The 13,730-nt window shown below is 40.0% G+C and carries 14 protein-coding genes; 9 read left to right on the top strand and 5 right to left on the bottom strand.

The genetic code is table 11. The features are described from left to right. Positions 1 to 121: 121 nt before the first annotated feature. Positions 122 to 1,711, bottom strand: a complete 1,590-nt coding sequence (gene pafA, locus CHB66_RS03215; RefSeq protein ID WP_245812662.1) for an alkaline phosphatase PafA — start codon at positions 1,709 to 1,711, stop codon at positions 122 to 124. 297 nt (positions 1,712 to 2,008) lie between these two features. Here pafA and CHB66_RS03210 point away from each other — a divergent pair, with 297 nt between their 5' ends. Beyond that, positions 2,009 to 3,418, top strand: coding sequence for an aminopeptidase P N-terminal domain-containing protein (locus CHB66_RS03210; RefSeq protein ID WP_089237905.1), 1,410 nt, complete (start codon positions 2,009 to 2,011; stop codon positions 3,416 to 3,418). Positions 3,419 to 3,636: 218 nt separating this feature from the next. Here CHB66_RS03210 and CHB66_RS03205 read toward each other — a convergent pair whose 3' ends face one another. After that, the gene (locus CHB66_RS03205; protein ID WP_394335271.1) at positions 3,637 to 4,278 is read right to left on the bottom strand and encodes a carboxypeptidase-like regulatory domain-containing protein; all 642 of its coding nucleotides are present in this window, start codon (positions 4,276 to 4,278) and stop codon (positions 3,637 to 3,639) included. Between the two features lie 134 nt (positions 4,279 to 4,412). On the opposite strand from CHB66_RS03205, the gene CHB66_RS03200 reads away from it, so the two are divergent. The 4 genes from CHB66_RS03200 to CHB66_RS03185 are packed head-to-tail and all read left to right on the top strand — an operon-like array spanning position 4,413 to position 6,735. After that, the gene (locus CHB66_RS03200) at positions 4,413 to 4,796 is read left to right on the top strand and encodes an ArsR/SmtB family transcription factor (protein WP_089237900.1); all 384 of its coding nucleotides are present in this window, start codon (positions 4,413 to 4,415) and stop codon (positions 4,794 to 4,796) included. Between the two features lie 5 nt (positions 4,797 to 4,801). Further along, positions 4,802 to 5,497, top strand: coding sequence for a YjjG family noncanonical pyrimidine nucleotidase (locus CHB66_RS03195; protein WP_089237898.1), 696 nt, complete (start codon positions 4,802 to 4,804; stop codon positions 5,495 to 5,497). A 44-nt stretch (positions 5,498 to 5,541) separates the two neighbouring features. Then, entirely contained in the window at positions 5,542 to 6,114 is a 573-nt protein-coding gene (locus tag CHB66_RS03190; protein WP_089237896.1) for a hypothetical protein, read from the top strand. 12 nt (positions 6,115 to 6,126) lie between these two features. Beyond that, complete coding sequence (locus tag CHB66_RS03185) at positions 6,127 to 6,735, top strand: hypothetical protein (protein ID WP_089237894.1); 609 nt, start codon at positions 6,127 to 6,129, stop codon at positions 6,733 to 6,735. Here the strand turns inward: CHB66_RS03185 and CHB66_RS03180 are convergent. After that, a complete protein-coding gene (locus tag CHB66_RS03180) occupies positions 6,732 to 7,232 on the bottom strand; it encodes a hypothetical protein (RefSeq protein ID WP_089237892.1) in 501 nt (166 codons plus the stop codon). The genes CHB66_RS03185 and CHB66_RS03180 overlap by 4 nt on opposite strands. A gap of 200 nt (positions 7,233 to 7,432) precedes the next feature. On the opposite strand from CHB66_RS03180, the gene pruA reads away from it, so the two are divergent. From pruA to CHB66_RS03165, 3 genes are all read left to right on the top strand, one after another. Beyond that, positions 7,433 to 9,070, top strand: coding sequence for an L-glutamate gamma-semialdehyde dehydrogenase (pruA, locus tag CHB66_RS03175; protein WP_089237890.1), 1,638 nt, complete (start codon positions 7,433 to 7,435; stop codon positions 9,068 to 9,070). 418 nt (positions 9,071 to 9,488) lie between these two features. After that, a complete protein-coding gene (locus CHB66_RS03170) occupies positions 9,489 to 10,670 on the top strand; it encodes a 6-bladed beta-propeller (protein ID WP_089237888.1) in 1,182 nt (393 codons plus the stop codon). Next, on the top strand, positions 10,667 to 11,779 hold the full coding sequence (locus CHB66_RS03165) for a DUF4221 family protein (RefSeq protein ID WP_089237886.1): 1,113 nt from the start codon (positions 10,667 to 10,669) through the stop codon (positions 11,777 to 11,779). Before CHB66_RS03170 ends, CHB66_RS03165 begins: the two co-directional genes overlap by 4 nt. 88 nt (positions 11,780 to 11,867) lie before the next feature. On the opposite strand, the gene CHB66_RS16865 is transcribed toward CHB66_RS03165, so the two are convergent. Further along, the gene (locus CHB66_RS16865; protein WP_170932410.1) at positions 11,868 to 12,005 is read right to left on the bottom strand and encodes a hypothetical protein; all 138 of its coding nucleotides are present in this window, start codon (positions 12,003 to 12,005) and stop codon (positions 11,868 to 11,870) included. A gap of 67 nt (positions 12,006 to 12,072) precedes the next feature. On the opposite strand from CHB66_RS16865, the gene CHB66_RS03160 reads away from it, so the two are divergent. Further along, positions 12,073 to 13,116 (top strand): proline iminopeptidase-family hydrolase, encoded by a 1,044-nt coding sequence (locus tag CHB66_RS03160; protein WP_089237884.1) that lies wholly within the window; start codon positions 12,073 to 12,075, stop codon positions 13,114 to 13,116. 127 nt (positions 13,117 to 13,243) lie between these two features. Here the strand turns inward: CHB66_RS03160 and CHB66_RS03155 are convergent, their stop codons facing one another. Next, positions 13,244 to 13,603 carry a membrane lipoprotein lipid attachment site-containing protein gene (locus CHB66_RS03155; RefSeq protein WP_141107360.1) on the bottom strand — a complete coding sequence of 120 codons (360 nt, stop codon included), beginning with the start codon at positions 13,601 to 13,603 and terminating at the stop codon, positions 13,244 to 13,246. Positions 13,604 to 13,730 lie beyond the last annotated feature (127 nt).

Raw genomic sequence — 13,730 nt, 5'->3', positions numbered from 1 at the left:
TTCAACCCCTTCAGGGTTGACATATGTGTCACACATCTCAAATCTATAATCTCTTGTCTCAAATCTCCTATTTCTTCTCTCCCTTATTCCCCAATTAACTCAATCAACAACAACTAACTTCTTATTCCAAAATCTCCCCTATCGGCTGACCTGTGGCGCCATTTGGTAGTCTAGTACCAAGCATGATAGAGAGTGTAGGCGCGATATCTGTGACGGTGGCATATCTTGAACTCTTGCCTGGCTTGATATTCCAGCCCATAAACACAATTGGCACATGGGTATCATAAGTGTAGCCTGTACCATGGGTGGTTCCTTTGTAGGAACTGCTCAACCAAGCAGGCTCCAAGATCAAAAGCAAATCTCCCGAAGCCTTATGATTGTAGCCCATCTGGAGAAGTGACTTTTTGCCTTGGGTGTATTCCTGAATCCTCATATCTGTAGCGGTATACACTTCCTTGATTCCTTCAAAACCAAGTAGGAAGTCAGCCAATGCTCTTTGGATCACTTCTATACTTACTCCCTTCTCTTTGGCCAATTCATGGTTGATAAATACTTGCTCGTTGGAAAAGTTAGAGATCCAATTGCCCTCTCCAAACTTCTGTGAAGTAAAACCTCGCATTTGCGTTAAGATAAATCTGTTGTTGAAATTTCCCGCTGGAACATTCTCAGATTTCATATAATCAACGATATCAGCCACCGCATGATCCGCTGTCAAAAACACTAAATATTCACCAATTCCATATTCCTGATCCAAATATTTGAAGAAAGCCTCCAACTCTCTATCCAATCTGAGGTAGTTATCTTCCAACTCTACAGCTGTAGGGCCAAATCTATGGCCAATGTAATCTGGAGATGAAAAACTCACAGCCAAGAAGTCTGTCTCTCCTCTTTTGCCCAACTGTTCTCCCTCAATGGCCGCATAAGCCATGTCTAATGTGAGCGTGTTGCCAAATGGAGTAGTAGAAATCAGGCCATACTCCCCATTATTCTCCATCAACGCCTTTAGGTCATAAGGAAAAGCCGTATTATCCTTGCCAATAAAAGGACCTTCAAAATCATTGTCATCTGCTATACTCTGCACATATGTCTCTATTGGGAAAAGTGGCTCCCAAGTACCTGAAAGATACTTCTCTGCCAATTTTTTAGCATTGAAAGCCTTGACCCAAGCTGGGAGTTCTTCATAATAATAACTAGATGTCATAAACTCCCCAACTTTACTATCAAACCAATAAGCATCGCCCAAATGTCCCGCTGGAAGCGAAGCACCTCTATCCTTGATAGCAATACCCACTACCTTAGATCTTTTATTAGTGGCAAATCTGAGCTCATCTGTAATGGTAGTGGAGTACATGTTTCTAGGAGAGATCTTGCCATTACCCTCCGTACCACCAACCGCAGTGACAGTGCTATCCTCCGCACAATAGATACTTCTCCCCAAGCTCCTCACATACCAATTGTTTGCGATGATGCCATGTGTTGCTGGAGTTGCTCCTGTATAAACAGACGCATGCCCAGGGCCAGTGTAAGTAGGAATATAATTATAATGACCATTGGTCATCATGAAACCATCATTCATCAAGCGCTTAAATCCTCCCTCAGTGTACCTTTCTTGGAATTTATAAAAATACTCCTGACGCATCTGATCCACTACAATACCTACAACCAGCTTTGGCTTATTCTCTTTGGAGGATACTTGAGCCTGTACAGGCATTAAAAACAGAACACCTAGGATCGCTACGAGCAAATTCTTTATCATGATGATTTGATTTTGATTATTTCAGTTACAAAGATAAGGATTCAATGTGAAGACAAAGTCACCATTTTATTAAGTAAAGGAAATACTGGATTATTGGTATTAATATAAGTCTTGAACTAAAAAGAAATGAAGAAAAAATAAGTGTAAATATTTTCAAAGATTCGGAGCCTAAACTCAATTTTTGACCAGTGGCTTCCTCTTTTTGATAAATCAAGCGTATATTTCATTTCCATTATAGCTAAAAACCAAAAAATGAAACGAAATACGCTTTATTTATCATTTTGCATCCTGATTTCTCTGGCTTTCTCTATACCAAGCTTCGCGCAATCTTGGTTTGATGATGGGCTGAGTCCTGAGTTCCATCAAGGTCGAAGAGACCTACTTCGTGAAAAGATGCCTGAAAATGCTGTAGCAGTATTTTTCAACAATCCTGTCAAGAACAGGTCAAACGACACTGAATTTGAGTACAGACCCAATTCTGACTTCTATTACTTGACAGGTTTCAGAGAGCCAAATGCTGCTTTGATCATTTTCAAAACACCACAAAACATCGCTGGGGAAATGGTTTCTGAAATGATCTTTGTACAACCAAGAGATCCTAGTAGAGAGCAATGGGACGGAGAGCGCTTGGGTATCGAAGGTGTAAAAGACAAACTCAAAATCAAACACACCTATTTGAATACGGACTTTTTGAAAAACCCAGCAGTAGATTTTGACAAGTTTTCTCAGACACTTTCGTTCAATCTACCTGAGATAGAAGGCGGTAGACACAATGCTACGCTAAGGGCTATGGTGGATGCTTTCAAAGCAGTAAACCCAAGCCCTGCAAGACCAGCAGACCAGATTTTGAGTCAAATCATGAATCAAATGCGCGGCATCAAAACTGCCGAAGAAATTGAAATCTTAAGGAAAGCAGTAGCCATCTCAGGCCATGGCCACATCGAATCCTTTAAATCCATCAAGCCGGGAGTTTCCGAAAGGGCTATTCAAGGTGTGCATGAATTTGTGCATAAAGCCATGGGTGCAGAATACGTTGGCTACGGTTCCATCGCTGGAGCCGGCAATAATTCTACTATCCTCCATTATGTATACAATAGCGTAAGAGACTTGCAAGAAGGTGTGATGCTTATGGATATCGGAGCTGAGTACAGAGGCTATTCAGGAGATATCACCCGAACAGTCCCAGTAAAAGGCAAATTCTCTCCTGAAGAAAAAGCCATCTATGAAATCGTCCTCAGAGCATTAGAAGAATCCACTAAGGCCAGCAAGCCAGGTGCTGATTTCAGAACATTAGGACAAATCTCCAAAGAAATTATCGATGAAGGTTTGGCTGAATTGGGTATCATCAAAAAAGGACAAAACCACAGATATCTCCCGCATGGGGTAAGTCATCATTTGGGGCTAGATGTGCACGACCGTGGTGGCTATGGCCCACTAGAACCGGGCATGGTATTCACGATTGAGCCAGGCATCTATATTCCAAATGGTTCTGATTGTGATCCAAAATGGTGGGGAATAGGTATTCGAATCGAAGACAATATCCTAATCACTGAGAATGGCCATGAAAATTTAAGTGCTTTTGTGCCAAGATCTGTAGCAGATATAGAGAAGGTTATGCAAGAAGAAGGGGTTTTGCAGAAGCTGATGAAGTCAATGGAGTAAATAGCTTACAGATTTCGCAGATTACCCAGATTTAGTTTGGATAAAATCTTCCAGCTGAGTCAAGTGTTAGTTGCTACCCTGCATAAAAACAAAAACCGCTGAATCTAAATGAATCAGCGGTTTTTGTTTTTCAGCTAAAGAGGTGATTTAATCCTTTTCACAATCTTTAATAATTCAAAAGAAAATCTGCGTTATCCGTGTAATCCGCGTGCACCTTATCAATCTTTCTTCTTCAGATCCCCTCTTTTGATAGATTGGATGAATTGTGACCAGGCGAATGGATCAAGTAGTCTGAATGGTCTTGGTCCGTATCGGTCTTGGATTTGCATGATTTGACCTTGTTGGAATCCTCGGAAGTTTTCATTTCCAGATGCTGGCATATTTTCGGCGTAGCGTAGCAAGGTCTCTGGACTCAAGCTTCCTCTAGTATCTACAGCCATCGGCGCATCATAGTTCATCGCCAAAATCGCTCTCTTGAATTCATCCTCGGATGGATAAGGCATGACTTCGATTTCTGCAAGGGCAATTTCGTCTTCTTGCATGGTGACGATCAAACTGATTTTGTCATCTGCCACATTGTCTGGCACACTGAAAACCTGTCTTTTCAAACCTATAAAACTAAAAACCACTGAATCTCCTTCCAATACTGGCATGGAGAAATACCCAAATCGACCAGAACTTGTTCCTCTACCCTTTTTGGGCACGTAGACATTTACACCGGGTACTGCATCTGTACTATCCGCATTGAGGATGATTCCAGATAGTTGGATGACTTTTCTCTCCTGTTGGTCTTGGGCTTGTGCAGGCTTGAATACTAAGACCAAACAAAACAAAATCAGAAAAGAGGCTATATTTTTTATAATTGAGTCCAAATTTTATTGTTTTATTTTATTTACGGCCTGAAATAGGCTAAGTTTAAACCACGGTATAATATTAGCCTATTTTCGGCTGATTTACTTAATTTCAAACCGAATTTCTCTGTTAAAAGTTATTAATGAGACTTAAGAATATCAGCTTGAGCTATGGGATGCGGATTTTCAAGGCCCTCTCTGAGGAGCCTAGGGTGAGAATTCTCCATTTGCTGATGCAAAACAAAGAGCTTTCGATCTCTGATTTAGAGCACATTCTCGATTTCACCCAAACCAAAACCAGCCGACACTTGATTTACCTCAAAAACGCAGGCCTAGTTGGCAGCCGAAGAGTAGATCAATGGACTTTTTATTACATCTTAGACGAAGCAATAGAAATCATTCAGCAAGTTTTTAAGTTTATACAAAAAGACATCAACCTGATCAAAGATCAGGAAGTCTATCAGATTCTATTTTCAAACCGGGAGTTAGCCATCAACAAGATCCAAAACAATCCCTACCGCAAGTAAATCCAGTGAAAAAATACCAACACATCTTCTTCGACCTAGACCATACGCTCTGGGATTATGACCGCAATGTCCAAGAGTCACTTTCAGAACTGTATGATGTTTTCCAATTGGCAAAGTTGGGCATCACTGCTCCGCAAGATTTTATTCAAGCCTTCTATAATGTGAATTTCAAACTATGGGCACTCTATGATGTCGGTAAGATTGACAAAGAAGGACTTAGAGCCACGAGATTCAAGTTGGTCTTCGAGAATGCTGGCATAGATCCTGAATCAGTGCCCCATGGACTCGAGCCTGACTTTATGCATAGGACGTCCACTAAGCAATATCTTTTCCCCTATACCTTGGAGATTTTGGACTACCTCAAGCCCAAGTATCCCATGCACATCATCACCAATGGGTTCAACGAAAGTCAGGCAAAAAAGCTCAATGCCTCAGGATTGAGTCCATACTTTGATTTGATCGTCACTTCTGAGACTACGGGTCACAAGAAGCCTGACCCAAGAATATTCCAATATGCACTTGATAACCTAGGAATTACCAATCAGGATGTCATCATGATCGGCGACAACCCTAATTCAGATATACTCGGTGCCATTAACGCAAACATTGATCAAGTATTCTTTGATCCACATAGCAAAGGAATTGACATGAAGCCAACACATACAATCAAGCACTTGAAGGAATTGGAGAAATTATTGTGATTAAAACTAATATTTCATTAGTTTTAGCTTCCTTATTAAATTTCATGAAAAAATATTTAATAGCTTTTGCTTTTTTAACGTGCTCCTTTTCAGTTTATAGCCAACACTACGATATCGGGATCCATGGGGGTGTTTTTACACCAATAGATTTTTGGTATTATGTAGATGGAGAGGTAGGTGCTAGTACTGGAATCAAATTCAATTACCATTTCAACGAAAAACTTTCCTTATCCTCAAATTATCTCCATGGTAAATTTCACTTTTCACCAGCTGGAGCAGAGGGAAGAATCAATGGACAACGCTTCGGAAAGGAAAGGTCTCGAGTGAGCTTCAATGCCGTCTCTTTTATTTTTCTAAGGAAATTCAAATTGAAAAATAACTGGGAGTTTCATGCTGGAACCGGTATCGGTTACTTCTTAGAGCACTGGGAAGGAGAAAAGAATTATTTATCTGGAAAAAAAGATTTCAAAAGAGATTTCACCATGCCTCTGGGATTTAATATTAACAAACCTTTGAATAACCAAATCATCATTGGGGTAAAAGCAGGCGCATTTCTTACACCTTTTTATACTTTTGGAGGGTTTCATGTAGGCCCAGAGTTTAGCTTTAGATTTTAAATTTTACCTCCTATGAAAAAATATCTTTTGTCTTTCCTTTTATTCCAGGCCGTGATAATAAGTAGTTCAGCTCAAAATTTAGATTTGAGTCTTGGTTTTGGGAGTTACAGAGTACCAAACCAAGTTGAATATGAACTACCAAGAATGGGCTTCAATATGAATTTTGGTATGCTATTTCAAATAAATGACAATTGGGAAATGGGCACAGCCATCAATCATTCTGTTTTCAACTATGAAAGAGTATCTTTAGCTAATACACCACTTTCCTTTGGAAGCTTTATCACCTCTGCAACAGTGATTACTGACCATCTATATTTTACATTTAGAAGAAAAGTAAAGCTCCCTTTAAAATTAGAAGGAAGTGTTGGACTTGGACTTGGTGGGTTTGTAGAAAAAGACGAATATTATGCAGCACAAAATTTTGATGAAGAAAGGGGGCTTTACACTGGATTATCTTGGGTAAGAGATACCAAAGTAGGTCTTCATTTCCCAGTAACCTACAGTATAAAGAAGATCTTATCCAACAAAGTCCATCTAGGCATAGAGGGTGGTATCTTTTTAGATAGCAAGCTCAATACAAGAGGTATTTTCATTGGTCCGAAAGCTGGTATTTTTCTCTAAAAAGCATATCCAATCGAAAGCTGCGGAGCGAAAAGTTCAGCAGGATCCCCAGTAAAAAACGGAGTAAAACCTGCTCTCCACAAAAACCCAGAGGAACTTACTCGTCTGTAACCGAAAATCCCATTGAATATCAGTCCACTGCCTGAAAATCGAGGGTCTGAACTTGCGGCAGATGCATTGGTTTGTGCCAATAAAACCACAGTGGCACCTAAGCCAAGTTCCAAAAAGCCCTTTCGCTTTCCTAGTAAATAATTGGCCGCAAAAGGAATTGTAGTAACCCTTACACCATCTATCGCGGTATATCCCAAGCCAACTTTAGCTCCTAATCCATTAGCTTGATCTTTGAATCTCCAATCATAGTTGAAAGAGTAAATAATTCCAGACCCCAACCCTTCTAGATAAATCGCCTCTCTTTTCGAGTCATTTTGACTGATTCCAGACAATGGCCATGAAAAAATAAAAACCGAGACTAACAATAAAACCTTCCTTAAATACATGGGAGTAAAACTAAATAAATATTCTACAAACTCCCTCCTATTTCTGATAAATTCATGTTTTATGTCAAAGAGTTAATTATAAAACATAACCGTCTATTTCATAGAATTTACAAGCGAGATAAAAGAACCCTATAAAAAAGGCATTCCAAGCCACATTGCTTATATTTGTCACATTCAGAAATCACATAAACTCAAATGATATGCTTAAAGGTTTTTTCAATGTACCGGAACCTAAAAATGAACCGGTAAAATCTTATGCTCCGGGCTCACCGGAAAGAATAGAACTTCAAAAAACACTCAAAGAATTCAGAGCTCAGGAAGTAGATGTTCCGATGTATATCGGTTCGGAGGAAGTGAGAACAGGCAAAAAGAAGCCCATGTCTCCCCCACACGACCATCAGCACGTACTGGGTTACTTTCACGAAGGTGACAGATCTCATGTAGAACAAGCGATCAATGCTGCTTTGGGAGCAAAAGAAGCTTGGGAATCCATGGAATGGGAACAAAGAGCGGCCATCTTCTTAAAAGCTGCTGACCTACTAGCTGGTCCTTACAGAGCAAAAATCAATGCAGCAACCATGCTTGGGCAGTCAAAAAATGCCTTCCAGGCAGAAATTGATTCAGCTTGTGAGTTTATCGACTTCCTTAGATTCAACGTCAAATACATGACAGAGATCTATGGGCAGCAACCACCTGTATCTGGTGATGGTGTATGGAACAGAGTAGAACAAAGACCTTTAGAAGGTTTTGTGTTCGCATTGACTCCATTCAATTTTACTGCAATCGCAGGTAATCTACCTACTTCAGCTGCCATGATGGGCAATACCGTAGTTTGGAAACCTGCCTACACGCAAATCTACTCAGCCAAAGTCTTGATGGATGTATTCAAGGAAGCTGGTGTGCCTGATGGTGTGATCAACTTGATCTATGTAGATGGACCTACAACTGGGGAGGTGATATTCAATCATCCTGATTTTGCAGGAATCCACTTTACAGGCTCTACTGGCGTATTCCAAAATATCTGGAAAACCATCGGTAACAATATCTATAAATACAAATCATACCCAAGAATCGTCGGAGAAACAGGTGGAAAAGACTTTGTAATCGCACACAAGTCCGCCAATCCAAAAGCTGTAGCCGTGGGACTTTCCAGAGGAGCCTTCGAGTTCCAAGGACAGAAGTGTTCGGCAGCTTCAAGAGCTTACATTCCAAGCAACCTATGGGGTGATGTAAAAAAATACTTGCTTGAAGACCTCGCTTCCATGAAAATGGGGCCAACAGAAGACTTTACCAACTTCATCAATGCAGTCATTGACGAGAAAGCTTTTGATAAGATCTCCAAATACATCACTGATGCCAAATCAGCGGATGGTGTAGAAGTGATCGCAGGTGGGAATTTCGACAAATCTAAAGGCTATTTCATCGAGCCTACTGTCTTGGTAGTCACAGACCCGATGTACACGACCATGCAAGAAGAAATCTTCGGTCCAGTATTGACGATCTATGTGTACAATGCAGAGCATTTCGAAGAAGCATTGGAGTTGGTAGATCAAACTTCTCCTTATGCCTTGACTGGCGCAATCTTCTCAACAGACAGGTATGCCATCGAATTGGCTACTCAAAAATTGAGAAATGCAGCGGGCAACTTCTACATCAACGACAAGCCAACAGGTGCAGTAGTAGGTCAGCAGCCATTTGGTGGAGCGAGAGCCTCAGGAACCAATGACAAAGCCGGATCTATGATCAACTTACTCAGATGGGTTTCTCCAAGAACAATCAAGGAAACTTTCGTCTCTCCAGTGGATTACAGATATCCATTTCTTGGAGAAGATAAATAGATAGCTGATAAGTTTTTGTCATCGAGAGAGGTAGAGAGTGATATATACTGCGCGATATACATAGATATAAGCCTTCGGCGATATATTTGGGTGCAGGTAAAAATAAAGCTTAATCTTAAAAACAGGTTATCTTGAATCTAAGAATAACAACCACGAAGTGGTTAAACTTTAATTATCTTGTCCGCCGTGGCGGAACCCCGGGTTGCTACCCGGGAATCAAAGTGAGAGATGGATAGGACAACCCCGAATGGGGTTGAACTAAATATCGGTTAGTAACCAATCGCTATATCAATAAAAACAAAACACCCTGAGCTTAATTTCTCAGGGTGTTTTTTTAAATAATAAAAAAACAAGGAAAAATTTTGCTTAAACCATCTAGGTAAGTATTTTTAGTTTTCTCAACTTACTTTTAATCAAGATGAATCAGAATTTAACTTTCGCGTGGGTGATTACTTTGACCATCCTAGCAGCATGTAGCAGTGACAAAGACGCCACTACGACTTTCCAAACTCTCAATATCACAGCTGCGGAAATCAAACCCATGGATGAAATCATTGAAGCTATAGAGTTTATCCCCTTTATCATTCCAGATGAAAACCCACTGAAACTTTCCTATAATCAAGCATTCATACTAGAAGATGAGCACCTTTACTTTTCTACGGGTGACTATCAGGATGCTTCTATTCACGTATTTGATAAGAGTGGCAAGTACCTCAAAACATTCAAAAAGCAAGGCAATGGACCTGAAGAGTATCCATTTCTCAATGGCTTGGATTGGTATGATGGCAAAATTGCCATTTGGGACCAAAGAGGATCTGCCAAGCTGTATGACAAAGAGACTTTTGAGTTTATGGGAACCAAAACAATGGAGGGCTTAGAAATCCCCTTTATCCCTGACTTCAAAAAAATCGATCAAGATCGATGGCTGATTGTCTCAGATCTAGGGTATGAAAACGATGAAAACAATCAGTATCATCCATTCTACCTGTTCAACGAGGCCACCAAAGAAAAAGAGGCGCTTTACCCAAAAGCCTGGGAGGTGACTTCCAACTTGGTTGAGGGACAAATAGGAGCGCTATCTGATAACTCCTTCGCGCTAAATTTCGGAGCATCAGATACTTTATACCACTTTCAAGACAGTATCAGGCCTTTGGTTGCGATCAATCTAGCTGACAATAACCTCCCCATCTCCATGCGATCAGACGCTGATGAATTTTTTGAAACTGTGATCACCAATCAAAAATTTAGCTTCAACGTAGGGGCACTTACGACCGCAGGAGACATGATTAGAATTTTGATTTTTGGCATCAAAAAGAATGAAGCTATTGATGAAGATGATTTATCAAGCTTCCCGATTTATAATTTATACATCCATTACCCTAGTATGAAATACCACTTGGCCAGTGCCTTCGGTTCCTCAATCAATGGAAAAGGGTATAGCAAAGATGGCTACTATTACGAAGTACTCTATCCTGAAGCTGTTGAAGCTGCCGTAAAGTCGAAAATATTTGGGAAATATAACGATAAACTCGAAGCTGCAATTGAACAACTCAATGATGAGGAAGACCCTATCCTATTGAAATACAAGATCAAACCATGAAATACAGTCTTCTATCCTTTCGGCTTGTATTGATAGGCGCAGTTGCTTTCTCTTGTACTCAAAATAGTACAGACATGACCATGTCTTACCAAGGAGAACTGAAGGCTTACATCCAAGACACGCTGTATTTGGAAAAGGACCTTGAAACCAAATCCTTACCCCAACTATTCACCTACCAAAAAAGTGGTGCTGCTGAATTTTTATTGGGGTTTGTGGGCAGTAGCTTGCTGAAATATGACTACAGCTCAGGAGTATTGGTAGAGAAAGTTACTTTTGAAAAAGAAGGTCCTGATGGGATAGGTGGATTTATCGCAGGCAACTTGATCACAAAAGATGGTATATTTTTTATTTCAGATCAGAAGCAAATCATTCAAACCGACTTGAGTGGAAAAATGATTCAAAAAATCCCACTTCCAGATCTTCCTAGTGATAGAATGGCAGCTAACTTCAATGCTTTCTCTAACCTGATGCATTGGAATGAAGCAAATAAAAGATTGATCGTGACAGATGTCCCATTTGTTTTAAAAGAACCTTTACTCCCCTACAAAGATTGGGTTTGGGCGTTTGATTTTAAGGAAAAAAGCGCTAAGCCTATTCTGCAGTTCAACTTCCCTAAAACATACCAAGATCATTTGGATGACCCAGAGTTAGGGGTATACTTTCATACTTACGATTCAAGCTCTGATCAACATTTGATAGGTTTTCCTGTCACAGATTCACTCCTAGTATCCAAAGGAGGAAAGCAGACTTGGGTCTATTCAGGAAGCAGGCACCCATTGATCTTTCAGAAAGGAAAAACTGAAAGCAGAGGAGAATATACAGTATTCCAACCATCCAATGAAACTAGCCGATACAAGTCGCTGATGGTGGATAATTACCAAAAACTGATTTTACGCCACCTGATCATCTCTCAGGAAGTCGTCGAGAAGCAATTCAATTCCAAAAATAGTTTTATCCTGATGAATCTCGACTTGGAATACTTGGGAGAACTAGATTTTTCTACTGCTGATTTTGCTCCAAGGGGATTCGCTACACCTTCAGGCTTCTACCTCAAGCTCCAAAACCAAGAGTCAGATGACAGAGAAGCATACGTAAGGCTTACTTTTTAAACTTGATCCAATTCGAAGTTTTTATCTCCTATTCTATCAAAGTAGTAAGCTAAAATTTTCTTCTTATCCATAATTCTCTTTAGAATGATTATTTAAATTCTGGTGATTTCCTATGCTTGGTAGCTTGTTCATAAGCAAAACTGGCTTTGATCATGGTTGGCTCGTCAAACATACGCCCCAACAACTGAATTCCTGCTGGCCAGATTTTGACATTGGATAAAAGCACGATTTTGAGTACATTCAGTTCTTATTATTGAATACCTATACAATTCTCCACCCTACCAACAATCCTTATGAAAAAATCATCGATTACACTTCTAGTTCTGTCCATTTCCCTTTTGCAATGCACAACTCCTACGCAAAATGAAAGGATATCAACCGATGCTTACCTAGACTTCTCCAATCGTGACGATCAGTTTGAAGGAGGAATAAAAATGATCCCTATCACCACACCCAAGGGTGAATTCAAAGTATGGACAAAACGGGTAGGAAATAATCCAAAAATGAAGGTGCTCTTACTTCATGGAGGCCCTGGTATGACGCATGAATTGTACTCCTGCTTCGATGGGTATTTCCCTGCTGAGGGAATAGAATTCATCTATTACGACCAACTAGGCTCTTATTATTCTGATCAACCTGAAGACCAAGAATTATGGACCATAGACCGATTTGTGGATGAAGTCGATCAAGTAAGAGCCGCGCTGGGATTGGACCAGGATAATTTCTACCTTTTTGGTCAATCTTGGGGAGGTATGCTCGCTATGGAATATGCACTCAAGCACCAAGACAAACTCAAAGGGCTGATCATTTCCAATATGATGGCTAGTCTGGATGAATATGAAAAATATGCCAAAGAAGTGCTTGGTCCACAAATGCCAGAGGAAGTTTTCAAGGAGATTTTGAGAATAGAAGAAGAAGAAGATTTTGACAATCCAAGCTATGAAGCTCTTCTGATGGAGCATCATTATCAATACCATGTATTGCGCATGCCACTTGATGAATGGCCAGAAGCAGTGATCAGATCACTCACCCATGTCAATCCAAATATCTATGTGTACATGCAGGGGCACTCTGAATTTGGTATTACGGCAGGTGCTACGCTCAAGGGCTGGGATAGAAGAGCAGATCTCAAAAACATCTCAGTACCTACCCTAGTCATAGGTGCAGGCCATGACACCATGGACCCCAAACACATGGAATGGATGGCTACAGAAGTTAAAGATGGGAAATACTTGTTTTGTCCAGATGGTAGTCACTTAGCTCAGTATGATGATCAAAAAGTATTCTTCGAGGGGCTAATCAAGTTCATTAAAGATGTAGACTCTAGAGGTAAGTAAATCTCAAAAAGCAACAAACCTTTGGGGTTTTTGAAACCCCAAAGGTTAAATAGTTTTGTAATCATGCCTAATCACAGAAAATTCAATTTCTTCGTTTTTTTGATTTTTTTAGGTCTATATCTCAAAATCAATCTTCATCATCTTCCTCCGGAAGTAAATAAAATATATCTCCACATTGTACAAAGTCAACTTCCTTGACACCACCTTCCTGACTTTTTGAAAAATACCGATAGAAACCATCATCATCTGGTTCGGCCTCTCGCATGATAGACCAAAGTCTAGTTCTGCCATCTTCAAGCAACTCTCTGTATGTGAATACTCCTGTTTTCTTATTTCTCCTTACATCTTGATCAATCACATAGGAAAGCTGATTACCGAATTCATCGGTCTCCTTCAAAAAAACAGTGCAAGGCCCATCCAAACTCTCATATTCAGTACAAGCGCTCACCGTTAAAATTAATAAAGCAAAAACTATTAGTCTTTTCATTTTCCCCATGCTTAACTCTTTCAAAATTAAAAAATTGCCTTGAAAATCAATTAGAATTTGGATTTTCTTCCCTTTTAAAACATAAAACACCGTCTAACGTGATCGCTAGACGGTGTTTTATGTTTGA

It is taken from the genome of Belliella buryatensis, from assembly GCF_900188245.1.
In the GTDB taxonomy this organism is placed as follows: Bacteria; Bacteroidota; Bacteroidia; order Cytophagales; family Cyclobacteriaceae; genus Belliella; species Belliella buryatensis.
This window is presented reverse-complemented; position numbering and strand designations above follow the sequence as displayed.

Bases quoted from the DNA above. Each gene is read 5' to 3' on its own strand.
- pafA (WP_245812662.1), bottom strand. From the start codon at position 1,711: ATGCCTGTACAGGCTCAAGTATCCTCCAAAGAGAATAAGCCAAAGCTG.
- CHB66_RS03210 (WP_089237905.1), top strand. From the start codon at position 2,009: ATGAAACGAAATACGCTTTATTTATCATTTTGCATCCTGATTTCTCTG.
- CHB66_RS03200 (WP_089237900.1), top strand. From the start codon at position 4,413: ATGAGACTTAAGAATATCAGCTTGAGCTATGGGATGCGGATTTTCAAG.
- CHB66_RS03190 (WP_089237896.1), top strand. From the start codon at position 5,542: ATGAAAAAATATTTAATAGCTTTTGCTTTTTTAACGTGCTCCTTTTCA.
- CHB66_RS03185 (WP_089237894.1), top strand. From the start codon at position 6,127: ATGAAAAAATATCTTTTGTCTTTCCTTTTATTCCAGGCCGTGATAATA.
- CHB66_RS03180 (WP_089237892.1), bottom strand. From the start codon at position 7,232: ATGTATTTAAGGAAGGTTTTATTGTTAGTCTCGGTTTTTATTTTTTCA.
- pruA (WP_089237890.1), top strand. From the start codon at position 7,433: ATGCTTAAAGGTTTTTTCAATGTACCGGAACCTAAAAATGAACCGGTA.
- CHB66_RS03170 (WP_089237888.1), top strand. From the start codon at position 9,489: ATGAATCAGAATTTAACTTTCGCGTGGGTGATTACTTTGACCATCCTA.
- CHB66_RS03165 (WP_089237886.1), top strand. From the start codon at position 10,667: ATGAAATACAGTCTTCTATCCTTTCGGCTTGTATTGATAGGCGCAGTT.
- CHB66_RS03160 (WP_089237884.1), top strand. From the start codon at position 12,073: ATGAAAAAATCATCGATTACACTTCTAGTTCTGTCCATTTCCCTTTTG.
- CHB66_RS03155 (WP_141107360.1), bottom strand. From the start codon at position 13,603: ATGAAAAGACTAATAGTTTTTGCTTTATTAATTTTAACGGTGAGCGCT.